This is a genomic window from Pseudomonas mandelii, from assembly GCF_024138395.1.
In the GTDB taxonomy this organism is placed as follows: domain Bacteria; phylum Pseudomonadota; class Gammaproteobacteria; order Pseudomonadales; family Pseudomonadaceae; genus Aquipseudomonas; species Aquipseudomonas mandelii_E.
This window is the reverse complement of record NZ_JAMYDU010000004.1, coordinates 303,141-328,437: the sequence shown is the minus strand read 5'-3', so window position 1 is coordinate 328,437 and position 25,297 is coordinate 303,141. Positions and strand designations below refer to the sequence as shown.

General features: G+C 51.0%; 18 protein-coding genes and 6 pseudogenes. 17 read left to right on the top strand and 7 right to left on the bottom strand.

Features of this window, described 5'->3' with window-relative positions:
* Window positions 1-554: 554 nt before the first annotated feature.
* The gene (locus NHU87_RS28500; RefSeq protein WP_367399028.1) at window positions 555-752 is read right to left on the bottom strand and encodes a transposase; all 198 of its coding nucleotides are present in this window, start codon (window positions 750-752) and stop codon (window positions 555-557) included.
* A 632-nt stretch (window positions 753-1,384) separates the two neighbouring features.
* On the opposite strand from NHU87_RS28500, the pseudogene NHU87_RS28605 reads away from it, so the two are divergent.
* From NHU87_RS28605 to NHU87_RS09920, 10 genes and pseudogenes are all read left to right on the top strand, one after another.
* Window positions 1,385-1,994 (top strand): annotated as a pseudogene (locus NHU87_RS28605) (YkgJ family cysteine cluster protein).
* A gap of 176 nt (window positions 1,995-2,170) precedes the next feature.
* Window positions 2,171-3,264, top strand: a pseudogene (locus NHU87_RS09955) (NADH:flavin oxidoreductase/NADH oxidase).
* A 100-nt stretch (window positions 3,265-3,364) separates the two neighbouring features.
* Window positions 3,365-3,739, top strand: coding sequence for an antibiotic biosynthesis monooxygenase (locus NHU87_RS09950; protein ID WP_253547911.1), 375 nt, complete (start codon window positions 3,365-3,367; stop codon window positions 3,737-3,739).
* Window positions 3,726-4,694: an XdhC family protein gene (locus tag NHU87_RS09945; protein ID WP_253547909.1), complete on the top strand. Its 969-nt coding sequence runs from the start codon at window positions 3,726-3,728 to the stop codon at window positions 4,692-4,694. The genes NHU87_RS09950 and NHU87_RS09945 overlap by 14 nt, the downstream gene beginning before the upstream one ends.
* A gap of 25 nt (window positions 4,695-4,719) precedes the next feature.
* Window positions 4,720-5,397 (top strand): annotated as a pseudogene (locus NHU87_RS09940) (AraC family transcriptional regulator); the annotation flags it as partial.
* A 305-nt stretch (window positions 5,398-5,702) separates the two neighbouring features.
* Window positions 5,703-6,179 carry a MarR family winged helix-turn-helix transcriptional regulator gene (locus NHU87_RS09935; RefSeq protein ID WP_253547905.1) on the top strand — a complete coding sequence of 159 codons (477 nt, stop codon included), beginning with the start codon at window positions 5,703-5,705 and terminating at the stop codon, window positions 6,177-6,179.
* A complete protein-coding gene (locus NHU87_RS09930; RefSeq protein ID WP_367399023.1) occupies window positions 6,176-8,161 on the top strand; it encodes an FUSC family protein in 1,986 nt (661 codons plus the stop codon). The genes NHU87_RS09935 and NHU87_RS09930 overlap by 4 nt, the downstream gene beginning before the upstream one ends.
* Window positions 8,143-8,388 carry a DUF1656 domain-containing protein gene (locus tag NHU87_RS28495; RefSeq protein ID WP_367399022.1) on the top strand — a complete coding sequence of 82 codons (246 nt, stop codon included), beginning with the start codon at window positions 8,143-8,145 and terminating at the stop codon, window positions 8,386-8,388. The genes NHU87_RS09930 and NHU87_RS28495 overlap by 19 nt, the downstream gene beginning before the upstream one ends.
* A complete protein-coding gene (locus NHU87_RS09925) occupies window positions 8,378-9,256 on the top strand; it encodes an efflux RND transporter periplasmic adaptor subunit (RefSeq protein WP_253547903.1) in 879 nt (292 codons plus the stop codon). Before NHU87_RS28495 ends, NHU87_RS09925 begins: the two co-directional genes overlap by 11 nt.
* A 1,303-nt stretch (window positions 9,257-10,559) precedes the next feature.
* Window positions 10,560-11,483: an AraC family transcriptional regulator gene (locus tag NHU87_RS09920; RefSeq protein ID WP_253547901.1), complete on the top strand. Its 924-nt coding sequence runs from the start codon at window positions 10,560-10,562 to the stop codon at window positions 11,481-11,483.
* A gap of 65 nt (window positions 11,484-11,548) precedes the next feature.
* On the opposite strand, the gene NHU87_RS09915 is transcribed toward NHU87_RS09920, so the two are convergent.
* Entirely contained in the window at window positions 11,549-12,442 is an 894-nt protein-coding gene (locus NHU87_RS09915; RefSeq protein WP_253547899.1) for a LysR family transcriptional regulator, read from the bottom strand.
* A 189-nt stretch (window positions 12,443-12,631) separates the two neighbouring features.
* Between NHU87_RS09915 and NHU87_RS09910 the strand changes: the two genes are divergently transcribed.
* On the top strand, window positions 12,632-13,966 hold the full coding sequence (locus tag NHU87_RS09910; RefSeq protein ID WP_253547897.1) for an aldehyde dehydrogenase family protein: 1,335 nt from the start codon (window positions 12,632-12,634) through the stop codon (window positions 13,964-13,966).
* Window positions 13,967-14,363: 397 nt separating this feature from the next.
* On the opposite strand, the gene NHU87_RS09905 is transcribed toward NHU87_RS09910, so the two are convergent.
* The gene (locus NHU87_RS09905) at window positions 14,364-14,840 is read right to left on the bottom strand and encodes a PAS and helix-turn-helix domain-containing protein (RefSeq protein WP_253547895.1); all 477 of its coding nucleotides are present in this window, start codon (window positions 14,838-14,840) and stop codon (window positions 14,364-14,366) included.
* 1,106 nt (window positions 14,841-15,946) lie between these two features.
* Window positions 15,947-16,564 carry a LysE family translocator gene (locus NHU87_RS09900; RefSeq protein ID WP_253547893.1) on the bottom strand — a complete coding sequence of 206 codons (618 nt, stop codon included), beginning with the start codon at window positions 16,562-16,564 and terminating at the stop codon, window positions 15,947-15,949.
* Between the two features lie 102 nt (window positions 16,565-16,666).
* Here NHU87_RS09900 and NHU87_RS09895 point away from each other — a divergent pair, with 102 nt between their 5' ends.
* Entirely contained in the window at window positions 16,667-17,119 is a 453-nt protein-coding gene (locus tag NHU87_RS09895) for an Lrp/AsnC family transcriptional regulator (RefSeq protein ID WP_253547891.1), read from the top strand.
* Between the two features lie 457 nt (window positions 17,120-17,576).
* On the opposite strand, the pseudogene NHU87_RS09890 reads toward NHU87_RS09895, so the two are convergent.
* The 3 genes and pseudogenes from NHU87_RS09890 to NHU87_RS09880 form a co-directional block, all read right to left on the bottom strand.
* Window positions 17,577-17,886: pseudogene (locus NHU87_RS09890) on the bottom strand (type IV conjugative transfer system coupling protein TraD); the annotation flags it as partial.
* A gap of 9 nt (window positions 17,887-17,895) precedes the next feature.
* Window positions 17,896-18,411, bottom strand: coding sequence for an integrating conjugative element protein (locus NHU87_RS09885; RefSeq protein WP_253548066.1), 516 nt, complete (start codon window positions 18,409-18,411; stop codon window positions 17,896-17,898).
* Window positions 18,412-19,158: 747 nt separating this feature from the next.
* Window positions 19,159-20,010 carry an oxidoreductase gene (locus NHU87_RS09880; RefSeq protein ID WP_253547889.1) on the bottom strand — a complete coding sequence of 284 codons (852 nt, stop codon included), beginning with the start codon at window positions 20,008-20,010 and terminating at the stop codon, window positions 19,159-19,161.
* A 780-nt stretch (window positions 20,011-20,790) separates the two neighbouring features.
* On the opposite strand from NHU87_RS09880, the gene NHU87_RS09875 reads away from it, so the two are divergent.
* The 5 genes and pseudogenes from NHU87_RS09875 to tnpC all read left to right on the top strand — a co-directional run bounded on the left by NHU87_RS09875 (window position 20,791) and on the right by tnpC (window position 24,956).
* Entirely contained in the window at window positions 20,791-22,119 is a 1,329-nt protein-coding gene (locus NHU87_RS09875; RefSeq protein ID WP_253547887.1) for an OprD family porin, read from the top strand.
* Between the two features lie 302 nt (window positions 22,120-22,421).
* A pseudogene (locus tag NHU87_RS28485) lies at window positions 22,422-22,568 on the top strand (transposase); the annotation flags it as partial.
* Window positions 22,569-22,697: 129 nt separating this feature from the next.
* Entirely contained in the window at window positions 22,698-23,030 is a 333-nt protein-coding gene (tnpA, locus tag NHU87_RS09870) for an IS66-like element accessory protein TnpA (protein WP_253547885.1), read from the top strand.
* Window positions 23,027-23,362 (top strand): IS66 family insertion sequence element accessory protein TnpB, encoded by a 336-nt coding sequence (tnpB, locus tag NHU87_RS09865; RefSeq protein WP_253547883.1) that lies wholly within the window; start codon window positions 23,027-23,029, stop codon window positions 23,360-23,362. The genes tnpA and tnpB overlap by 4 nt, the downstream gene beginning before the upstream one ends.
* A gap of 61 nt (window positions 23,363-23,423) precedes the next feature.
* Window positions 23,424-24,956 (top strand): annotated as a pseudogene (gene tnpC / locus NHU87_RS28480) (IS66 family transposase).
* Window positions 24,957-25,297 lie beyond the last annotated feature (341 nt).

Sequence of the window (25,297 nt, the reverse complement as noted above, 5' to 3'; positions counted from 1 at the left end):
TCGGCGGGCATTCCCCTACCTATAACCCTTATCCCAACGTGGCACTGACCAGTGTGCTGGACATCAACGCGTTCAAAAATGATCTGACGCCCAAGGAACTCAGCTACTTCTTCAGAGTGATTGTTGACAGCGTTGTGTTCGATGGTCCGTGACAGCTACACCCCAAAGTTTTTCTTCGAGCTAGACAGCATCCATCACGACAGCGCCCAGGCCCAAGAAAATGACTCGATGAAGGACGCCATCTTCAAGGCGGCTAACGTGAAGTTGACGTGGATCCGAGGGTACGGCTCTAAGGCGCTCACCGTTCAGGAATTTGAGCGATTGGGTTGTTGATGTCATGCAAACTGGCGTCCTTCGATAGCGTAGGTGCCAGACGCATGTCCATGGCTCGGTGGCGAGCCAAATGGCATCGATGCGGATCATTGGGTGAGCCCGATCAATGAAGCGGGAAAGCACTCTTCGGGATCGGAAATGGGCCACTTCACCGTGAACGTTTGCTGACCAAGCGGTAATTCAATGATCGCCGGGCTTCCACCACTTGTCTTGATTCGACTTTAAGGAATGAAAGCTGGCAAGGTGGCAACCTGCTGATCACGGTAAAGCGGTAGCCAACGACGCACGACATTCGTGCTGATGCCGTGACTCATCGCTATGGCTGCCACGGAAACGCCGGGCTGCTCGCATTCATGGACGACTTGGACCTTGAAGGGTTTTTGTGCAGGACTTACGTTCACGCATGGCGATCCTGACATTAAGGGTAATTGTGTCCGCATAAAATTACGCGGACACAATCGCCCTTATCGGCCAGGTTCGGAAGGTGTGTTCGCCGGCCCTGTTGACCCTGATGCCGAATTGCCCCACGTGCCGACGCAAGACTTATCCATCTTCAAATCGGCACAAATCCAGCACAGGTATTGGTTCGCGAGGAATCAGACTGAGTCAGTGACATTCTCGGGTAACTGGGTCAATTCGGCGTCGGCGCCAACATCGAAGGAACAAACCTTAGATTTCAGGGTTACAACTACTTCGGACAGCACCCGCAACTGATCCTGGACTGGTTTGACAAGCACATTGCCTGTTGAGGCCTCATGGGGTTGTGCTCAATACTTCCAGCACTGGCACCTGGCACCTGGCACCTGTGCCGGGCGTTGGTCGTTTAGCAATGTCCTTGAATCAGGCAAGCAAGTACCCGGAACTGGCAACCCGATCCACACGGCGCTTCACCATACTCCGCGTGAGCCATCGTGGTCTTGCACGGAGCTAGCGGTGACGGGCATGCCATGGGCATTCGAAACCTGCTGTGAGTGCTTGATATGAAAACGACGCTATCCGGTTTGCCTGTAATGCCTGCGGGATTTGTTGCAAAGGGCGTCTGATCCCACAGATGTTGAACGAGACGAGGCAGTGGCTGCGACGCGGGCATGAGGTGGCTGTGAGATTGGGGTGGTCGCGGGTGGTCGCAGGTAATGCACTGCAGCAATGGCCCCAGCCTGGGCGACGACGATCGCTACGGTATCTATGAGGAGCGGCCACTGGTTTGCCGCATCTATCCGATGGAAATCAATCCGTGTATTGCGCTGAACCCGGAAAACAAGGCTTGCCCGGCAGAGGTCTGGGAGCAGGGCGAGGTCATGTTCATCGATCGGATTGTCGACCCAGAACTGGCTGATCAAGTCGAACGCTCCCGTCAGGCCGACAGTGACGATGCACAGGCCAAGATTACCGTATGTGGAATCATTGGGTTGAGCGTTGCCGCCTGGGAAGGGCTATGCCCTTGCGGTGTATTTGCCTGATCGAATGTCGCTACTTGGGACGATTCATCATTACGACATCGGCATGAGGGCACCGACAAGCCACGATTGGAAGATTCGAATCGATGACTTCAGTTACAACTGCAACTGCAACTGCAACTGCAACTGCAACTGCAACTGCAGGCGGCAGGTGTTGCTCTGGACGATCGGCCGCACGTCGACTACATCTTTCATCGACTGTAGAACTGCCTCATTGGATTAGGCATTAAGGTGGCCTGGAATACTTTGCAATTATGATCAGGATAGGTTTTCGTTGAAAAATCTCCGTTGAATTGTGCAGGAAACTGAGTAAATCAGGCAATGGGCCGATGCCGGGACCGGATCATACTGTGCCATCCTGATCAACGAAGGACCGCACGATGACCTTTCTTTTCACGCCCTATACCCTGAAAGACGTCACTCTGCGCAACCGTATCGTGGCTTCACCTATGTGCCAGTACCAGGCACGTGACGGGCTGCTGAATGAATGGCACCAGACCCACTATGAAACTTTGGCCAAAGGCGGTGTCGGTCTGGTGGTGGTCGAGGCCACTGCTGTCTCTCCGAGGGGGCGGATAACCTTGGGTGATGCGGGGCTCTGGAATGATTCCCAAATACCTGGTTTTGCATCTGTGGCGCATTCCATCAAGGCAGCTGGGGCAGTGGCAGGTATTCAGCTGGGGCATGCTGGACGTAAAGCCGGTTGTACTGTGCCTTGGCAAGGCGGGGCGCCGCTGCAGGAATCAGATCCTCAGGCCTGGCAGCCGATCGCACCTAGCGCATTGCCCTTTATACCTGGAGCCCCGCATATCCCCGGGGAGATGACACGCGAAGATATTCAGCGCACACAACACGATTTTGCCAGGGCTGCCGTCCGGGCGTTGGAGGCGGGGTTTGAATGGCTGGAGCTGCATTTCGCGCACGGCTTTCTTGGTCAGAGCTTTTTGTCTCGGCACGCTAACCTTCGCACCGACCGCTACGGGGGAAATCTGGAGAACCGTGCACGGTTCCTGATTGAGACTGTGGCCGCGATCAAGCAAGTCTGGCCGGCCCATTTCCCCCTGGCCGTGCGCCTGGGTGTGGTGGAGTTTGGTCAGGAGGCTGAGCTGTCTATGTCCGAGTCGATTCAGGTCCTGGATTGGCTAAAGGGACAGGGGTCGATTTTGTCGACGTTTCCCTGGCGCTCTCTACTACAGGCGAACCTGTGCCTTGGGCGCAGAACTTTATGGTGCCTTATGCCGCGAAGATTCGTGCAGAAACAGGCCTCCCAGTGGGCGCCAGTTGGATGATCACCGATGCGGGGCAAGCGGATGGTTTCGTGCGCAATGGGCAACTCGACCTGGTGTGTTTCGCTCGTAGTTTACTGGCGAATCCGCACTGGCCGTTTCAGGCAGCACAAGTACTGAACATTCAGAACGCTTCGGCGGTGCTGCCAACCCCTTATGCATACTGGCTGCCGAATTGGGCGAGTTGAGTTTGCCCCTGCTGGCAGGCGCTGCCCCTTAATAGCTGTTTCGCTATGATCTGCCTGCCCAGAGGACTCAAGACCTGAACCTGTTTTTTGGAGAGCGTTCATGAGCGCATCAACCCGCGATACCCGGTTTAGCCAGTTCGTTGAATTCACCGTCGATGTACTCCATATGCAAGAGCTGGTGACGGCCTTGATCACGCGCGCGAAGCAATTTACTTGTTTCTATCCCGGCTTCATCAGTGCGCAAGTACATTCCAGCAATGAGGGCGAACGGGTGCTCATGGAGGTTCTGTGGTCCTCCAGAGCCGATGGCGAGCACGCACTTGAATTGGCGAAAACGGTAGATCCGGATTTGTTTCATCTGGCACGCCAGCATCATGCCAGCGCTCTGTTGTTCAGTACGTATCACGCAGTGGCTGAAGTGCGTGTTTCAACTGACGGTCCAATGGGTAGCGCAGAAGCCTATGAAAAACCTTGATCTTCAGGTCATTCAGCAAGCCCTTAGTTGGCTCGATCAGAACCATTGTGTATGGCTGTGCACGGTTCTTACGACGTTCGGCTCCGCGCCCCGAGGGCCTGGATCGATGCTGGTGGCCTTGCCGACGGGACGCTTCTGCGGCTCGTTGTCAGGAGGTTGTGTAGAGGAGGATTTCCTGGAACGACTGGGCCGTGATGAATTCGCCGGCCACAACCAGATTGTGCGCTATGGCGAGGGTGGACTTGCACCCTCGCTGGAATTGCCCTGTGGCGGTGTGCTCGATGTGCTGGTAGAGCGGTTTGAGCCGAATTCCCAGGCGCGAGAGCACTTCGCCATGTTACTGAATGCGCTGCAGGGCCAGGATCGGGTGGAACGTAGGATTTCATTGGGGTCCGAAACTCGATGCATCGAAATCGAGACGGCGGTGAGCGCAGCCGTCTGCGTGGAAGCCGATCAGGTGCGCATTCGCGTGGGGGCCGCTCATCGGTTACTGGTGGCTGGGCTATCACCGGTGGCAGAGTTTTGTGCCGGTTTCGCGGTTGCACTGGGTTATGAGGTGATCGTGTGTGATCCGCGCTCAGAATTGACCTCGAGATTCAGCATGACAGGGGTGACGTTGGTCGAGATGTTGCCGGCTAAATACATTTCCCAAGTCGGCTGCCATGCGGCGACGGCCATCGTGGCCTTGACCCATGATCCCCGTCTGGACGATCTGACCTTGCTTGAGGCGCTCAGAACGCCCGCATTCTACATTGGCGCCATGGGCTCCCAGCGCACCAGCGCAAAGCGCGTGGAGCGGATTAAACGCATCGGCATGCAACAAGATCAGGTACTTGAGCGGATTCATGCACCTATAGGCTTAAGGCTGGGAAGCAAAACCCCGGCGGAGATTGCTCTGGCGGTCATGGCCGACATTGTTCGTGTGAGCAATGGCATCGTTCGTGACCAGCTATAGACCTCATGTTTTCAAGGAGACCACTGTGCAGCCTGCTACCAAAAGTCACCAAATTGTCAGCGACACAAGTCGTCTCGCCGGCGTCGTCAGCCAGATTGTGCGCAGTGATTGCGATCTGCTCATCGCCATTCCCGGCCTGAGCCTGCATCGACGCAAATCTGCCTCTGCACCTGTGCACTATATTTACGGATCGTGCGTTGGCGTGACCTTGCAAGGCTGCAAGCAGGTCATGGTGGGGGAGGAGGTGCTGAGTTACGCGTTTGGTCAGTCCATGGTTACCAGCGTTGACCTGCCGGTCATTTCTCATGTGACTCAGGCAAGCCTCACACAACCGTTCCTGGGCATGATGCTTACGTTTGACAGCGACACGGTGATACAGCTCGCCGAGCGCATGCGGTTGTCGCAGCGCATGAAGGATGAAGGGTTCCGGCCAATCACGGTACAGGCGCTGGACGCTGGGGTGCTTGATGCACTGGGGCGTTTGGTCGGGCTACTCAACGAGTCGGAACTGCTTGAAACACTCGCGCCACTGATCAAGGGAGAGATCATTGCTCGCCTGTTGAGCGGTGCTCACGGTTCGCAGTTGCTGCATGTCGTCGCCGCGGGTTCACCGAGCCAACACATCGCCAAGACGCTTGCCTGGCTGAAACTTAACTTTCGCCATGCGCTACGCATGGATGACTTGGCGGCGAATGCACACATGCCAAATTTTTTAGGCTTGGCTTTTTTATGTCCCCCAAAATACTCCCATGGATATTTTGGATCTCGGTAGCTTCGGCGTCTGATGGAGGGCAAGGAGACGCCGCCTACCATTGCTGATCTGCGCCTGTCGGTCCCGATCGGTTGGGTTTTTACTCTTACTGACGCGAGCAACCGAACCCCCGTATTGCCTTGGAAGCTCCAGATTGAGTCTTGGTTGCCTATTGGCATGACGTTTCTTTGAAAAAAGCCCGAGGATATCGTTGCTTTTTGAATTATTTACTTATCATAAAATAAGTGGAAATCGACATGGCAGAACGCTCTACGAACACTATTGATTCACTGCTCTTCAACCTAACGGTAGCTATACAGCCCGCTCGGCGTGCTTGGATTCCGGTAGCGAGCATGGGCATGGCAGGTACGGGATTATCAGCTCCGCTAGCAACCGTGCTTGTTCTCGTATGGCGGTCGGGGCCGCGGGTACCACAGAGCGTCATCGCTGTCGAACTTGGGGTAAACCCTGCTGCTATCGTCCGGACGCTGGACCAAGGACAGGCATTGGGATTGTTGACGCGTCGAGATGTGCTTGAGGACCGGCGCGTAAAAGAGATTAAGCTTCTTCCTAAGGGCGTGCGGCTAGCTAAGGATATGGAGAAAACGCTTGCTATGCTGCGTCGTCGATTAATTGAAGACTTATCACACGAGGATATAGAGACGGCGACAAGAGTCTTGCGCACGCTTGAATTACGGTCAGTTGCCTTGATCAAGGTAGAGCGTAAAACGTGAAAAGCTTTGGGCCCACACAGTGGTTGTTCTCAGCGAAGCTTTTTGTGGCAGCCATGTTTGCATATGCATTGTCGGTACGCATGGGATTACCACAGAGCTACTGGTCTATTGTCACTTGTTGTGTCGTCATGAACCCAATGACGGGAGCTGTTCTATCCAAGGCAATTTACCGCTTTGTTGGCACCATTTGTGCTGGTATCTGCGCATTGGCAATTACTGGGGTCTTTTCCCATGCCCCTGTTTTGATCATCATTCTTGCTGGTTTACTTAGCACTTGTGCGTTCGGCTGGGCAATTCTCGATCGCATGCCTCGTGCCTATGGATTCCAGCTTTATGGTGTGACGTTGCTGTTGATAGTGCTCGTCGGCATCGATCATCCCGAACAAATGTTCGACTCAGCATTTGCCCGTATTTGCGAAATCGGCGTCGGTATTTTCTGCTGTACAGTTATCGACAGCATTATCGCACCAAGGTCCATGGCTCCTATCATTAAGGGCCGTCTAAATGGGTGGCTCAAGGATATGTCTACCTGGATTGATGATGTACTGCATCTGCACGGTAGTGAAAGTAAATTCATCCATGATCGTCGTCGTACCGTTGCTGACATCATTTCCATGTCTATGATGGCAGCGCAACTTCGATACGACCCCCTGATCGACCACTGGCAACGACAATGTATCGTTGCCATCCAAGAGCGCCTGCTGAGGTTGATGCCTTTGTTATCAGCCATTGAGATACGCCTCTCTGCATTGCCTCCCGATAAACGGGCCGCTCTCTCCTCTCAATTGACCTTACATGCATCTGCGCAGGGTTTTGGCCACGTAGCTGCTGATACCATTTCACCGTCTCGGATCAGCAAATTAGATCATGTATCACTTTCCCCGTGGGATAGGCTGATTTCAATGGGTCTTGTAGAACTGGTAGCCAAGACCGCAGATCTTTGGATAGAGGTCAAAAAGATCGAAGCTGTTCTCGACGATCCGAAGACGGCCCGAAAATCACTGAAGTGGCGGATTTTGGAAGCGCGAGAGTTACCTCTTCAGCCTGACTTCTATATGGCGCGCCGTGTTGCTGGCGGAATGTTGCTTGCATATATCGTACTTATGATGATCTGGTGGCTCACAGGATGGGGGCAAGGGGCCAATGCAATCGTGATGGGTTTAGTGGCGCTTGCATTCTTTGGCGGCATGGATGAAGCCGGTCATGCCATTGCTGCCTTTGCAAGATTCACATCTCTGGGGTTGGCAGTTGCTGCATTTCTTAATTACGTCTTGCTCCCCCATGCCCAAGACTTTGTAACGTTCGTTCTAGTCATGGGCTTGGTAATGCTTCCCCTTGGTGTCTGGGCTGCCTCCAATCCGTTCGCGGTCCTACTGCTGGCAATAGCATTAAGCAATATTAATTTACAGGCGACCTACACGCCGTGGGATTTCGGTACGTTCTTGGATGTATGCAGTGGAACCTTGCTAGGAATATGCATTGGCTATTTTTGCATCGGGCTAGTTCGTCATATGGGATCTGCACGAGTTGCTCGGCGACTCATGCAGCTTGAACGCGAAGACATTATCGATCTCACCCGCCATGCCACTCTTCAAAGTAGGGAAAGCTATGTGAGTCGTGCGCTGGATCGTGACGCAAGTATGTTTGTGCGCATTCCGGGCAGTTCTCAACTCGAAGATCCTGGTGGAAGATTACTGGTCTGGATGTTGGTAGGCGATTGTGTTGCATCTATTCGTTACACTAGCCAGTGGTTTGGCGGAGAGGTACGGGACGCCAGCGAGTCGCTTCTTGCCCAAATACGTAATGAATGCGAGATGAACACTCCATGGCGACCTTCGCTTAAAGTACTGGCTAAAATCGATTCGGCGTTGCTGGCAGCATGGCGAGTTCCTTATGAGAAAGTTTCTCCCTTGATGGAGGGGCTTATCAGCCTGCGTCTCGTATTGTTTGTGGGCGCGCCCGAATGGAGGCCGACATCATGATTGGTGAACTTGATATCGGTGGTGTATTTTTTTCCCCGCTATTGTTCTGTCTGCTAACGGCAATGCTTATCAGAATTTTGTTATCACTGCTGCTTCACTCTACAGGGTTGTACCGCCATGTTTGGCACCGACCACTGTTTGACATTTCTCTTTTCTTTATTCTAGTAGGAGTAGTATTCATTGTGCTCAATTTAATTACGACTGGCTGCCATCAACATGTTCTTTAGACAATATTCAGCAAGCATGCTAAAAGTCCTCCTTACCTTTATCATGGCAACAATGGCGGCCGTGGTGCTTTGGTATTTGTATGCCTATTACACCTATGCTCCTCAGACTCGAGATGGCAAGGTGCGCGTAGATGTTGTACCACTCGCTTCCGATGTTTCCGGCAGGATTGAGGAGGTTCGTGTTCACGACAACCAGCCGGTCCGCCGTGGCGATGTTCTTTTTATTGTCGATCAGGTACGGTTGGCAAACGATGTCAAGGCTTCTGAGGCCAATTTTGCCATGGCCCAGGCGCAATTTAAGGCCGCGGAGCGAGAAAGTAGGCGCTACAGGGCTCTTCAGGGAGTAGCATCCCAACAAGAACGGGACAATCGCGAGACCGTCTTGGAACAGGCCCGCGCGCTTGTTTCCCAAGCTCTTGCTGAGCTGGAGCGTACTCGCATAGATTACTCGCGTGCAGTGGTAAGGTCCCCCGTCAATGGGATCGTCACCAATCTTTCCCTCAGACCTGGTGCCTATGCTATGACAGGGCAGCCGGTGATGGCACTCGTTGATAGTGACAGCTATTACGTTGCTGGATACTTTGAGGAAACAAAACTAGCTCGAATGCAAGTCGGTATGTCGGTCTCTGTCCGACTCATGGGAGAAAGCCGCACACTGCATGGTCATGTTGAAGGCTTTGCGGCGGGTATCGAAGATCGTGAGCGAGTCACAGTTAGCGGGTCGCTTCTAGCCAATGTTAATCCAACATTCAGTTGGGTCCGCCTGGCTCAGCGTGTTCCAATTAGAATAGCTCTTGATGAAATCCCACAAGGGATAGCGCTTGTCGCTGGACGCACCGCAACGGTTAGTCTGGATAGCGGGCCATAAAAAATAGTGTACACCCACATTCTCCTTAGTGAGAATGGACCTTCTTTTTTATGGGACAGCTTCTTGCAGAAAACACGCATGGCCAAATTATGCATAACTTGATGCTCTGCTTGCCTTGGAAATAGTGCCGTTCTCTGACCCAGGAAACGGAGAAAATCTCATTTGGCCAGAACCACCAGAGCAATAGTGGCGACAACAAGGGGAAGCGAGGCGACGGAAGTACCAAGGGGGACAAGGAAATTACAGTGATAGAGGCAGGAAGTGTGGGTAGGTCCTGAATCTGATAATCGAGAATCCAGAAACCATCTTGACGTAGGCGGCTATGAGGCGTCCTATATTAAACAAATTACGATACTGAGCTAGCATTGTTGAATGCCAAATCATGATTTTTCGTGGTTAAGCTGTCAAAGTGACGAACTCCGCTGCCCAAGCACTGACGCTGTGCGTCACGACCTATACTCTATAAGTCAGATAAGTTTCATTCTTGATTTCATTCTGGTTCTGGCGCTACTCAAGGACGTGATCCCTCTGAGTGTTTTTTTATCCCGCCAAGCACAATCAATATATCAAATGTCCGGCCTTGAGCTGGGAAAAATACGAACCTCAGTCTGTTTCTCTGCTGTCATCATTCTATGGGGCGTCGCCTTGATTGTCCTCTGAAAAGCATTTGCCTAAATAAGTCTTCGGAATCTAATTAACATAGTTCATGCCGGTCTGAGGAGTGTAAGCGGAATGTACATAATGCCTGCTAGCAATATATCGAAAGATACAATGCCTTGTTCGCAATAACCCAAAGAAATGTGCGTGGAGAAAGGTGGGAATAATTTGAAAAAGACTGACTCTAAAAAATAAAATGCAATAATAATTCTGAAAAGATTGACTCGGCATTTTGTCTTGATGAGGAGGGTGATAAGTTTGCTTCTAACTAATCAGTAAGTAATACTAATCGGTCGCTAAGGGTGAAAGTTTAAATAAAGAGCGGAATTCTAGGGTGAATATAATTGAATATTATAAAATTAATTCGTCAGGTTTGGCATTCTATTCGAGCTAATTAGGTTTGGATTTGCAGGGGCGTCTGATTGCAAGGGGCAAAAGATATTAAGTTGGGTCGAGTGCTTTCACATGATTAAGCGATGATTATTCCTTTGGTTCGGTGGTTGATCGGGCGCTGATGGATATGGTGAAATAGCGCTTTGCTCTTATTCAAAGCAAACTGAAGGTCTTGAATTTTTGCCTGTAGAAATGGTATGTTAAGTAAGGTGTTTTGAGGTTTTAGTTGTTGGATTGTATCGGTGAGTACGTTATGAATGGTGAAGGTAATATTGCAGTTCTTGCCTCTTTAATTGAAAGGATGACTCTGTCAGACGGTGATTACGATACGAGAATTCCCAAGCTTAAGTTATACCGTAGATCAAACCCTACTGCGGTCATGCAATGTGTTTCTGAACCAGGAGTGGGACTTATTGTGCAAGGCGCAAAGCGAGTGATGTTGGCTGATCGCGTTCGCGATTATGCAGTAGGGCAAGCATTGCTAACTTCTGTCGATATGCCTGCAGTTTCTCGCATAACGAAAGCTAGCCCATCGCAGCCATTTCTTGGACTTATGCTGGAATTTGATGGGCGCGAGATTATGCAGGTTGCGGCTGAGCTGAGTATTAACAAAAAGAATGCAGATGCAGTAGCGAGATGGTCTATCGAGTTTCTGTCCGGCTCTTTACTAGATGCGTTAGTTCGATTGGTCCGATTGATTGATGAACCAAAATATATCCCGTCGCTAGCTCCTTTGATAGAGCGGGAGATTATAATTAGATTGTTAATGGATAAGCCTGACTCAATACTTATGGGTCTCGTCGCATTGGGATCGAATGAGAAAAAGATCATGAGTGCCATCGCCTGGCTAAAAGAGAATTATTCAAAGAGTCTTAATATTGATCAGCTTGCGGATAGTGTGCACATGAGTTCCTCTACATTTCGTCGATACTTTAGTTCGCTTACTGGCACGACTCCGATTCAGTTTCAAAAGGCATTGCGACTGCAGGAGGCTCGTTGGTTAATGTTAAACGAAAATTTTGATGCTGGTAGAGCCGCTGTACAAGTAGGCTATGAAAGTACCTCTCAATTCAGTAGAGAGTACAGAAGAGCTTTTGATGCTCCTCCACATAGGGATGTTGTACGCCTGCGTAGTTTGCTCAAGTCTAATGAGCAAAAAGGGAAGATTGAAAGGTAAATTATATTGCCTAATATTTTAATGTGACGCATAGCTTTGTTGTGAATAAGTGTGCGCTTCTAACGCTATGGGTGATATCGGATTGCCTCTATGAAGGCTGCTAATGCAGGTGCCAAATGTCTTCGGTTTGGGTAGTAAAGGTAATAGCCGGTGAATGGTTCGCTCCAGTCTTCCAGTACTCGGATTAACTCTCCTGTTTTTATATACGGTATGACCACGTCTTCCGGGCACCAAGCTATCCCATGATCTGTAAGAGTTGCATGTAGTAAGAGGTCAATATCATTTACGATAAGCGTTCCTTCAACACGGACTCGATGAGCTTGTCCATTTTTTTTTAATTCCCAGGCATAGAGCCCCCCGGAGCTGGCCATTCGATAGTTAATGCAATTATGCCCGGAAAGTTCTGTTGGGTTTTTAGGTCTAGAGTGTGATCGGAAGTAGTTTGGAGTAGCGACGATAGCAGGTCGGACATCCGGGCTGATTCGTACAGCAATCATGTCTTTATCAATTTTTTCTCCAAGCCTGATTCCAGCATCAAATTTAGATGAAACGATGTCAACTAGTTCATCGGCTACAGCAATTTCGATTTTTACTTCTGAGTGCGAAGAGAGAAATCGAGGGATGACCGGCCATAATATAGCAGCGGCTGCATGTTTGTTTGTTGTGATTCTTATTGTTCCGGATAATCTACCTGATGATGTCTTAATATTTAAAAGCCCGCGTTCAATTTCATGAAATGCCGGACGTAAGGACCTGAGTAAATTCTCCCCAGCTTCTGTTGGTGAAACACTACGTGTTGTTCTTGAGAGTAGCCGGATTTGAAGTTTCTCTTCTAAACTACGCATGGAACGACTTAATCCGGAAATTGAGATCCCTAGCTTAGCGGCTGCACGGGTGAAACTCTTTTCCTCTGCGACTATTATGAATGCGGCCAGATCGTTAAGTTCATCTCGCTTCATGCTGAATTCCTTTATGATTCTAATAAGTGAATTGCTTATGCTCGGAATTGTTGCTAATTAATCAAAGGCGCATGAACTTGTCTACCTCTAGTCTAAGTGCGAGTTTAATAATATCTTATTGGCAGCACTTGATAAGGAGCTGTGCTTCTGGAGTGCATTTATAGTTTGATATTCCATATGAGGTCAGGTATGAGCACGGATAAAAATGCTGGTCATATTTTTGAATTGCAGAAGAAGGGCTTAAGAATTTTTAAGGCGATGCCTGCGGCAGAGCGTTCTAAGCAGCTTTTGAAGCTAAAGGATGTCATCATAAAATATAGGGATGATATAAAAAAAGCTCTTGCTTTAGATATTGAGCGACCTGGCTCAGGTGCTGAGCTTGAAATTGATATGCCTATACACGCTATCGATGAAACAGTGGCTCAGCTTGAAGAATGGATGAGGCCGGTAAGTTATAGGTCCAAAGTAGTTGACGGGCGTGAGACAGAATACTCTGTGCGATATGAACCGCGAGGAGTAGTGTTGCTTTTTGCTCCGTGGAACTATCCAATCCACCTTCTGTTTACTCCGTTGGTAGCTATTTTGGCGGCAGGGAACTCCGCTATTGTTAAAACTAACGAGATGATGCCGGAATCGAGTAAGGTCGCGGCGAAGATAATTAGGGAAGTATTTGAGGAGGCACAGGTAGCTGTTTTTGAAGGTGATATAGAGGTTTCGAATGAGCTACTGAAATTGCCAATAGATCATGTGTTTTTGACCGGTAGTCCGAGGGTTGGAAAAATAGTTATGGGGGCGGCGGCTCAACATTTGGCTTCTGTTACTCTTGAGTTGGGTGGTAAGTGTCCTGCTATTATTGATGATAAATATTCTCTTTCGAAGGCAGCTAAAATAATAGCCCAAGCTGCCACATACGATATAGGACAGGCTTGTCAGAGCGTGGACTATGTTGCTTTGCCCGAGCATCGTTTTGATGAGTTTCTCGATGCTATGAAGCGTGAGCTGGAATCTTTATTTTACGTAGATGGAGAGTTTCAGTTTAGTAGAACCTCAAGATTTGTTAATGAAAGTAACTATCGACGGGTCAAAGGGTATCTGGATGATGCTTTAGCCCGTGGTGCGAGTGTTGCTTTAGGCGGAAGAGCCTTTGAGAAAAGGCTTGTGATTGAACCTACCATTATAGTCGATGCCCCGTTAGATTCTGACATCATGCAGCATGAAATCTTTGGGCCTGTAATTCCTGTCTGGAAATATCGAGATATGAATGAAGTCTTTGATTTTATCGAGGAGAATGGGAAACCCTTGAGCATGTATGTATTCGCCGACGATGATAGCTTTGTTGAAATGGTTCTGGAAAATACATCGGCTGGAAATACCAATGTTAACTCTTGGTTTTCCACATATCAAAATACAGAACTTCCATTTGGTGGCGTGAATAAAAGTGGAATCGGTGTTTATCATGGGGTTCATGGCTTTAGGGAACTGTCCAATCCTAGGTCCTTTGCAGTTGCCAAAGATCTGACCTGATTTTTTCGTGTTACTCTATCTGTTTCTGATTGTTGATACAGATAGAGTGCTGGGGTGGGCAGTGTTGATAATGGTTCAAAAGTGGATTTTATGATCAATTTGTTTGTCAAAGGCTATCCATATATGTCGTAATGATCAATGTCGTATTTTTCCATTATTTTGCCTAATCTGCTTGTCGGGCACAGAAATTTATTGTTGTTGTGCTGGTGGTGTGATGAATGTGCGGTCAAGTGATAAGACAGTGCTCAAGTAGTGCAACTACTGATCAAGGAAATAGGCTCTTTATTCACGGCGTGGGCCGGGCAGCGACCGACTATCTCGTTCGCTTGTGTTATTGTCAGCAGTCGCGCTACACAATTGGTTGAGTTCGCGAAGGCGGCTCAGCTCAGCTCAGCTTTCAGTCCAGAACTATGATTTTTGATACCAGTTCTGCGGTATTCTTGGCTCCAAGTTTTCTCATGAGTCGTGCGCGGTGTGCCTCTACGGTTCGGTGGGAGATGGCAAGCAGGCGTCCGATTTCCTTGCAAGTCAGACCATTCACAATATATGTAGAGATTTCGCGTTCGCGCACGGTGAGGTTCGCCAAGGAGCGAAAAACGCGCTCGAGCCGTTCAAAATGCCACAAGATCATCTCGAATGGGTCCTGTGGTGTGAGTGTGCGCCCGTTCGCCCTAAGCCAGAAAATCTCGCCGCTTCGATGCCGCATAAATCGTTCATCAGTGTAAAGAGGGTTCATTCTTAGACATTCCAAACTACGCTCTCCAGTATCCTGATAGTCAGCTTGCGACGGATACAGGTGTCGGATTAGTTGGCCGAGAATCTCCTCCCGCTTGTAGCCGAACAGATTCGTGAAGGCCTCGTTGAAATTGATCATTCGTCGATTGTGCGTTATCACCTGCGCAGCGGGGAGATAGTTGAAAGGCGATGCTTTCAAGATTGGCGATAGCAGTACTGTTGGTCATGATGTTCTTCTTGTGAGTTGTATGTCGATAATGTGATATACCGTAAAATTGCTACTTGCTTGAATACGTAGTTCCACGAATAGGAATAGGACGGGACATCGTTTAGCTAAATTTTTAATCTAGACTGTACCTTTATGATAACCTCTCCATGAACCCCAGCGATTCGGAGAAGGCAGAGAAACTACTGTCGCGTAAGGCTCAAGTAGTAGAACGCAAGTGAACTGATTGATGTAGCGATAAAATCTCCACTGGTGTCAAAATAGGCTTGTATAGCCGCACCCCGAGAAGTTATCCGTTGTTAAGGCAGCAAGCGCCTGAGCCAAGCCATTATGGGGAACGTAAAAACCTATCCTTTAGCACGTATCGAGTGGATAAGGACGGACTCATCCGTAGTAGGATAAAAGACCCGTAATTGGGCTGGAGCGAAGGGGAGATCACTTTCGTTGTGCAGGACGCAATTCGAACGAGGATGACGTTTTAGTGCAGCGAAAAGCATTCGAAATATCAAAATCACTGGTGTGGATGGCGTACCAGGATGTGCGCCGCAACCGTGGCGCGCCGGGGTGTGATGGTCAGACGCTCGCGGATTTTGATCGGTAACGTGATTAACCTTTTACCGTATCTGGAACCGGTTGTACTCAGGGGCGTATTTCCTGCCACCTGTGCGGGAACAACGGATCCCAACACCGGCAAAGGAACGCATCCTTGACATTCCGAGGTCTCCGATCGGGTAGCGCGCGCTGGCACGTGAGAACTCATGATCGCAGCCGTGCGTTTGCCGCGAGTAACGACCCCGCAAGTCGAGTCAGCCGAAGCGAGTTCCCCCCTCGGCTGTTCACAGAAACCGTATGTGACAGTCTCCCGTCATACGGCTCTTGATCACACATTCGATGCACGTAGTTACCAAAGTGCGAACATCTCCGGATTCTCTTGGCGAACAAGAACGCAGCCGCTCGGCTTGACGTATCGAGAGTGAGATCATTGGTGGGCTTCCGCTGCGAAAGCCTTGGATTGGGCCCTAGTATTGCTGTGTAGCTAACCGAAATATAGCAGGCATGGTTGCCAGAATCAGGATAATGGACATGCCAATATTGAACGTTAAGGCAAGGTTCGGACGCGTTAATACGCGCCGCAGCGCAACTCCTGCTACTGCCCAAATGCCGACACAGGGAATTGCCACGGTGGCCAACAGAGCGGCAGCTATCGATAAATTCACAACATGGTTATCGACGGGGATATAGGTTGCTGCCGCGCTAATCGAAAGAGCCCACGCCTTGGGATTTATCCACTGAAAAGCGGCCCCTCCGATAAACCCCATTGGCGGCCGAGTATCCTGATGCAGCTCTAGCGGGCCGCTGGTTGCGATCTTCCATGCGAGCCAAAGGATGTAGCCTGCCCCGAGGATTCCTAGTGCCATGTGAAAACCTGGAACCGCCTCGAAAAGGGCACCAAGGCCCAACCCCAATACAGCGAACTGCAAGCCGACTCCCAAGGCAATCCCACTTACCAGGGGAATTGAGCGTAAGACTCCTGCTCGCGCACCACACACAAGCACCATGGCATTGTTCGGGCCAGGGGTGCCCATCATAACAACGGCGAAGATCAAAAATGGTAGTAGGACTGGGAGATCCGTCATGAATACACTTCTAATTGAATGATTGATGAGCGGTCTATTTTATCGCGAACGGCTCGCATTTTGATTGCATAATGGCGGCAATATCTAGTAATGGAACAATAAATGACCAGCTTGGACAGAATAGATCGAAGAATATTGCAGGAGCTTACGGCTGACGCACGTCAGACGAATCTGAAGCTGGCCGAGCGGGTTGGCCTTTCGGCCTCCGCATGCCTTAGGCGGGTGCAAGAGCTTGAGCGATCTGGGGTCATTACTGGATATCGTGCGGTGATTGATCGATCCCGCCTGGGAGCTGGTTTTGTCGTTTATGTAGCCGTTGGACTTTCTAATCACACGAAAGACAGCCTGGAGGCTTTCGAGCGCGCGATCAGCTTATGTCCAGATGTAGTAGAGTTCCACACGATAACTGGGGCAGTTGAGTATCTGCTGCGGGTCGAACTTGAGGATATAAAGGCCTATAAAATTTTCCACACAGACGTCCTCGGTATCTTGCCGCACGTGTCTTCGATCACCAGTTACATCGTTATGGACTCGCCAAAAAATGAACGTCCTTGAACTTTAGATTGCTGGCTGGTTTTTTAGTGTTCTTGCGTTTCTAAAGGTAATAATCTGCGATCACCAGTATCCTTTTTCGTACACTCGGCTCGTATAGGTGATTTGGCCATACGCTTACCTTGTAGCATCACTTTGCGTGGTACATGTGGAGCGTCAGGCATGTACGGCAGAGCACTTGGCACCACAGGCTCCCAAGCCCGAGGGTCTGTCTTATCTGCCTTTCCATGGTGATGCGCAACCTGCTTTGCGGCCGGCGTGGCCAAGTTGAATGCCGGGCACGGCGCCTGCGTCTTTGATAGAGCGGGCTGATGCCGGCCGGCACTACCGCCGCTTATGGATTAGCGGGATGAATTCGTCACCCATCAACTCGTTGAACTCATCGGCGTGGAGGTTGATCGGCAACTTCTCACTATTGTTATCCGATTAGGACAGGCCATGGTCGATGCCGTGTTTGTTTCTGGACGCCGACCCAACATGGGGTGTGCAGGCGGGCCCAGCGAAAGCCGTGCCTTACGACTGGCCGGAATCTGCTGGCTGATCAATTCGTAGCGAGGCAGCCCGCGGATATTGAGCCGATAACGCAGCACCTCCCAAGCTTGTTGCAGGCGGATAAGGCCGAACAGGGTATAGGCGAGCGCTGCAACCAGCCCGATCTCGCGTAACAGGGCCACAGCCCAGGGCGAATAACACCGCGGCAGCGATGCAGATCGCTACGGTGTACAGATCCACCGCGGGCCGGAGCTGGACTCCATCGCATGGTCGGCCATGACCTGGACTCACTGTTCCAGCGAGGTGGCAGTGATCAAGACGGGGTAGTGCTCGATCTGCAGGCGGGTGGCGATGTCGTTGCCGGTGACCGGCAGGATGGTGATGCCCGGAGCAACTGCTCGAATCCGGGCCAGGGCTTCAGTGTCGGCCACTTCGACGACGAGGCCAGCCGCGCCCATTTCCTCCAGTTCAGCCGCGCGTTGACGCAGCCAAGCCAGCGATTGGGGATCGTCACCGACCAGGAAAAAAGGACGCAAGCCCGGCATGTTCAGGGCGCGAGACGTGAGCTTGCCGGGGCTCAAGTGAGCGCTGCGGACGGGCAGTATCCAGGCTTCATCAGCAAACGTGGACAAGTCCGCATGCATGGCCCGATCAGGCTGGGACTTGTTGTTTATGGGCGGCCTGGAATCTTGTAAATGGGGGCGGGTAAAGTCGCTAGACTGATCCCCGGCTAAGGTCAATTCCGGCTGAACGAAAGGTACCAAGAGCAGGAGGAAATAACAGGTAAGAGGGATTCGCTTCATGGCGGTGTGCTCTATTCGAAGGAAGCTAGCAATCGTTTGAGTTGCCGGGAAAAGCCTGCGTGGTAACGCGCGGCCGGCACTCCTCCTGCCAGGCGGTTCGACGATGCGTTGCCCAATGCCACCATGAGCGAGCATCGCGTAATGGATTTTATGCCAATGATTAGTAAAGCCACTGCCAGCCCGGTACTGGCTGGCATATGGGAGAAGCAATAATGCGATTACGTAAGGTGATACCCTAAGGCTGAATGGTTCAAAAAGAGATGTCATTGATTTCTCCAAAAGAGAGCCGGTATCGACGCTTGGTAACGAAAAGGGGTTAGTTGTCTGGTACCCTCCATCAAATTTACTGTCTAAAAAGATAATTAGAAAGCAAGACAAGTCTTTGGCCGGTCAAATAGTAGAAGCCGAGCAAATGAGCTTCGTTGCAACGTCTCTGAGCGCAATAAAATAGTGATGTATGGCAAGATTAGTCTGTGCGGACTCTTCCCAATAGTTGACTAGTCAGCATTGAACTCTTCCGCAACAGAGGGTGTCATCTCAGGCACAAATTCAATATGCTTTGTACTTGCTGGCGGCTGTTGCGAGATCATGAGGTTCGATAAGAACAAGCGTGTTGGGAGTCAGCGCTGTAGGTTCTGTCGGTTGATGAAAACGGAATTGCAGCTCCAATAACGAAAGCTACAGTGCCTACTGCCTACAATGAATCTACGCCAAGGAAAATTAACTCGCTGATCGCTCATTATATTTCTATCCTCCGGATTGTTGCTCTACCGCAATGTCAGTAGTTATGGATAGACCACGCCATCTGTTGGCTTCGGCGCGAAGAATATTCGCCTTGTTACTAACGACACCATATGCATCAGATCCAACAGCGAAGCGGACTGGTGGCTCCTGTGTAGCAACCAAGATGGTTATTGTCTTCCCAAACTTCACCGGATCGCCACCTTGATTATGGTTATATTCGTCCAAGGCATCTTTTCGTTTAGACGAATATGCAGCGTAGTCAGGGATTGAAATGTCACTATAAGCGACCGAGCTAGAGTCGAGGAAGTCAGTGCGGAATCCTCCGGGCTCAACAACGGTAGTCCTAATTCCGAATTGAGCGAGTTCGAGACTTAACGATTCTGACCAGCCTTCTAGCGCAAATTTGGTCGCACAATAGATCGACGCCCCATCAAAACCGATGATGCCAGCTGTAGACGACACCGTTAGAATATGTCCCGCGCGCTGTGATCGCATTACTGGAAGCACCGCTCGAGTCACTGCGAATACGCCAAATAGGTTTGTCGCGAATTGTTTTTCGATCGCAGAAACCGAGAGTTCTTCGAAGGCGCCAAGCTGGCCGTATCCGGCGTTGTTGATGAGCACGTCGATACGACCAAAGTGCTTCACAGCCTTATCGACAGCGGCCTCAATAGCGTCTTGATTTGTGACATCGAGTGCGAGCGCAAGAAGACGATCACCAAAACCAGGAAGCCCCGATTTAATCCACTCCGGGTTACGGGCCGTCGCGACTACCTGATCACCTCCCTTTAAAGCTGCACGTGCAATCTCGCGGCCTAGGCCACGGCTAGCGCCAGTAATAAACCATGTTCTCATGGGGTTTTTTCCTCTTGGTTTTGGCATGTATATATTGCTTTTTCTAATGCTTGGGTGAGCAACTAAAAATATTTCAGCTGTGGCGATAAATGTAAGGCCTGCCTTATATGAGTGGTTAGCCCAATTTACTCAATTTACTGCCTAATTCGCTTAAAATTCATATCGATCAATGATAATTAGCCTCAATCTTTATCAAGGTTAAGGTGCCCAGTGGGCAGGGCGGCGGATGCATGTCGTGTCTCCACCGTTGGACGTCAACGGCTGTCAGTGGAAGGAGGGCGGCAACTCTTGCACAGAATGCGATGCTGGGCTAAAAACGCGGTGTGAAACAATCAGACTGAGGTCAGTGAGCCTATGCTTGACATAGGGCTAGCTGACTTGAATGAAGCTTCGAAGCTGGGTTGTCTCTAAGCCTTATAGTTAGTGCTCGTTGTTGATCTCAGGTGCAGTCGGCCCTTTTAAAAAAAGACCGCCCCATGCGGGGGGCGGTCAAAACCAAAGGATGATGAAGTAAACAGCACGGCCTTGTGCAAGCTTTATCTCCATCCCTTACAAGAATAAAGATTGAGGAACAGCGAGTGAAATTAAACTCATTAATTATGAATATTAAGAAAAAGATTGGATTTTAGTCATTGCCTAATAGTAATTTTTATCCGCAATAAAAAATCTGTCTTGCTATACGTATTACTACTATATAGCATTTTTTAGGAAAATGTGCTCTTGAAATAAATTGGATGAAAGAAACTGCCGCCAAATATTTGTATAAAGAAGGGGTAGGTTATGTCGTCACTTAAAATTTCGTTTCTGGCACTGACAATCGCAGGCGCATCGCTGAAACAGGCTTTTGCTGAAGCTGTTAGTGATCAGTCTGAGGCCAAGGGGTTCGTTGAGGGCAGCAGCGCTTCATTGTTGTTGCGCAACTTTTATTACAATAGTGACCGTAAATCTGGGAGTGCGGACCGTAAGGACTGGACCCAGGCCTTCATCGCGACCTACAGCTCGGGTTTCACCCAGGGCACTGTTGGTTTCGGAGTGGAGGCTTTCGGTAACTGGGGCATTCGTCTGGACGGTGGAGCTGGGACCTCTGGCACTGGCAATCTGCCAGTGCCAGAGGACGGTTCACCTGAGAACGAATACGGCCGCGCCGGTGGCGCACTGAAGCTGCGGGTGTCAAAGATAGAGCTGCGATGGGGGGACTTGCAGCCAGTTGCCCCGATTTTTGCTGCTGGAGGAACGCGTCTGTTGCCGCAGACTGCCGCCGGCTTCAATATACTCAGCAGCGAGATCAAGGGACTGGATTTGGATGGTGGTCACTTCACCGGCGGTAATGGCCCGGTCACGACCAATGGCAATCATGGAATCTATGCCTCCTACGCTAACGTTGAGACCAGCAGCATCGACTACCTTGGTGGCAAATATGCGGTCAGCGATGCTCTCAGCATGTCGCTATATGTTTCCAGGCTGGAGGATGTCTGGCGGCAGTATTACGCTAATGTTAATTACACCATCCCGCTGACCGATGACCAATCGATCAATCTGGACGGCAATATCTACCGCACCACCGATACCGGCAAAGCCAGCGCGGGTGACATCAGTAACACGACCTGGTCGTTAGCTGCCGCCTATACTTTCCTCTCGGCCCACACCATCACTTTGGCCTATCAGAAAGTCCACGGTAACACCCCGTTCGACTACGTGGCCTTCGGTATCAACGGCCCGGGGGATACCGGTGACTCTATCCTCCTCGCCAACTCGGTGCAGTACTCTGACTTCAACGGTCCAGAAGAGAAGTCCTGGCAATTACGTTATGATCTCAAAATGGACAGCTATGGTATACCTGGTCTGAGCTTCATGGCCCGCTATGTCAACGGTCGCGGCATCGATGGCTCGAAGATGGCGACCGACAGCCGGTACCGCGACTATGGCTACGGTGACGATGGTAAACACCACGAAACCAACCTGGAGGCCAAGTATGTGGTGCAATCCGGACCGGCGAAAGACCTGTCATTTCGCCTCCGTGAGGCAATTCACCGTGGCAATGCTGATCAGGTTGAGGGGGATGTCAACGAACTGCGCCTGATTGTCGACTACCCAATCTCAATTTTGTAACGCTCGTTTCGAGTGTCCTCAAAGGAGGAGGGCGCTCGATACTGAATCATCCTAGGTTTTCTAGACACTCTCCAAACTCATGGATTGGTGCCCTTGATCTGCTGCAACCATTGATTAACGCGATCACAATCAAAGCAACCGTCCGACCAGCACCGCCTTTTCGACGACCACCTAATTTAGCCAAGATAGTGTCCACCATTTTTTAGTGGACACTATCTTGGATATAACTGTCCCCGCCCGCCGAACCGGCCGTTGTCCCAACATTACGTTGGGTTGTTGGGTTTTAATGCCAAGTCGTTGAAGCCAGCCACCAACCTGGCGCCACCGTTTCGTTGATCGCTCGCGAACATGACGTCAAGGCCAACCGGGTATTTAGCTGGCGGCAGCAATACCAAGAAGGGCTATTCGGCCCGGTTAGCCAGAGTGCAACACTTTTGCAGGCTAGGTGATTGAGGCGCCAATGGATCTGCCGCAAGGTATCCGTCCGGCCAAGTCATCTACCCAGCCCCGCAAGGCCAGGACATGGTGTGCACTTAAATTTAAGTGGGCACCAGTTCTAGCCTTTAAGCGGGTATTTCATGCAGCCACAACGCCGTTCCTACTCCAAGTCTTTCAAAGCCCAAGTCATTCAAGAGTGTGCCCAGCCCGGCGCTTCGATTGCCAGCATCGCGCTCAGCCATAGCCTTAACGCAAACCTCGTCCATAAATGGATTCGGGTGCAAGCGCAGAAAAGCACGGCGCTGCAACCTGCATTCATTCCGTTACCCATGCAGCGGGCCGTAGAAAATTCGCACGCAGCAGCATCGAATATCTACGTTGAAATCCAGCACCCGCGCGGCACCGTCAAAGTGAACTGGCCAACCGAAAGTGCTGCTGCCTGCGCGACCTTTCTTCGAGACCTGCTGCGATGATCCGCATCGATTCCATCTGGCTCGCCACCGACCCCATGGACATGCGTGCCGGTACCGAAACTGCGTTGGCCAGGGTGATCGCGGTGTTCGGTGCGGCGAAGCCGCACTGTGCTTATCTGTTCGCCAACCGCCGCGCCACTCGTATGAAAGTTCTGGTGCATGACGGCTTCGGCATCTGGCTGGCTGCTCGCCGGTTGAACCAAGGTAAGTTCCACTGGCCAGGCATTCGCCATGGCGCTGAAATAGAGCTGGATACCGAGCAACTCCAGGCCCTGGTGTTGGGCCTGCCGTGGCAGCGCGCGGGCTCCGGCGGTGCGATCACACTGCTTTAACGGCTGCCATTAGCCTATCGGTCTATCGCCGCGAATGGCCTGGTCTGGCAAAATCGGCACCATGACTTCGCTCCCCAATCTCGATTGCCTTACCCCTGAACAACTGCGCGCTTTGGCGACGCAGTTGATACAGCGTGTCGAGACACTCGACCAGCAAGTCGAGACGATGGGCAAGAAGATCAACCGCGACCAGACGGTGATCGAGAAACTGACCCATGAGATCGCGCAACTCAAGCGCTTGAAGTTTGCCAAGCGCAGCGAGCAGTTGAATCCGCAGCTGGCCAGCTTGCTCGACGATTTGATCGATACCGATATCGCGGCGATTGAAGCTGAACTTCAAGCCTTGCAAACAGCCCCTACGCCGACCGAGAAAAAGCAAAAGCCCAAGCGCACCGCGTTGCCGGCAGAATTTCCACGCACGTTGATCCATCACGAACCGGACAACACCCACTGTCTATGCGGCTGTCCACTCAAGGGCATCGGTGAGGACGTCATACACGCCCGGCGTGTTTACCGTCGAGCGTCATGTCCGTGGCAAGTGGGTCTGCGATGACTGCGAAACGCTGATCCAGGCACCCGTTCCGGCACAGGTCATCGACAAGGGTATCCCGACTGCCGGGTTGCTGGCCCACGTCATGATCGCGAAGTTTGCCGACCATCTGCCGCTTTACCGTCAGGAATCGATTTTCGGTAGAGCGGGCCTGGCGATTCCACGTTCAACGTTGGCGCAATGGGTTGGCGTGACAGGTGTGCAGTTACAGCCTCTAGTCGATGCGTTGCGCGACGTAGCGCTCGGGCAGCAGGTCATTCATGCCGATAAAACGCCGGTGCAGATGTTCGCTCCGGGTTCGAAGAAAACCCACTGCTCTTATGTCTGGGCCTACGCCACTAGCCAATTCTGCGAAACGGCAGCGGTTGTTTATGACTTCAGCCCCAGCCGCGCCGGTGAGCATGCTCGCAACTTCCTGCAAGACTGGCGGGGTAAGCTGGTGTGTGATGATTTTGGCGATTATAAGACCAGCTTCGAACTCGGCGTGACCGAGATCGGCTGCATGGCCCATGCGCGGCGCAAGTTCTTCGAACTGCACGCCACCAACAAAAGCATGCTCGCCGAGCAAGCGCTGCGCCATATCCAGTTACTGTACGAAATCGAGAGCGAATCCGCGACCTGGAGCCGGATTTACGCTGCCGAATACGGCAAGAAAAAGCCGTGCCGGTGATGAAGACATTACACGCCTGGATGATCGCCCAGCGCGATCTCGTGCCTGAAGGCTCGGCTATCAGCAGAGCGCTGGATTACAGCTTGAAACGCTGGGCAGCGCTATCGCGCTACCTCGATGACGGGGCCGTACCCATTGACAATAATTGGTGCGAGAACCAAATCCGGCCGTGGGCTCTTGGCCGCTCGAACTGGCTGTTCGCGGGCTCGTTACGCAGCGGTAAACGTGCGGCGGCGATCATGAGTTTGATCCAGTCGACGCGGCTCAACGGGCATGATCCGTATGCTTACTTGAAGGATGTTCTTACACGCCTGCCGACGCAGCGGGCGAGTGAGATTACCGAACTGTTGCCGCACAGCTGGGCGCCCGCTTAATCACGCAAGGTGTGTTGGGCGGACGCTTACAATAGTGGCAGCTCCATAATGGCCGCTTCCAGAGTTAGCTGGTTCGGTGGCTCCGCTCGCGGTTGTTCAAGATGTAATGAGCCAGTTTTACTTTTGGTCTAAATCATCGATCTTCTTGTAAGCACGGAACATGATAATAACGAAGCCAGTTTCGATAATTAGGAAAAATCCCCATATAGCCAATTTTGTCGAAAATGTTAGTTGTTCGGCGGATGCAAATTTTATTGAGGCTATCAAGGCTAGAATAGTCAATAAGCACATGGCCAACGATGACTGAATGATGTATGCGCGCTTTTTTTTGTTCATGTTTA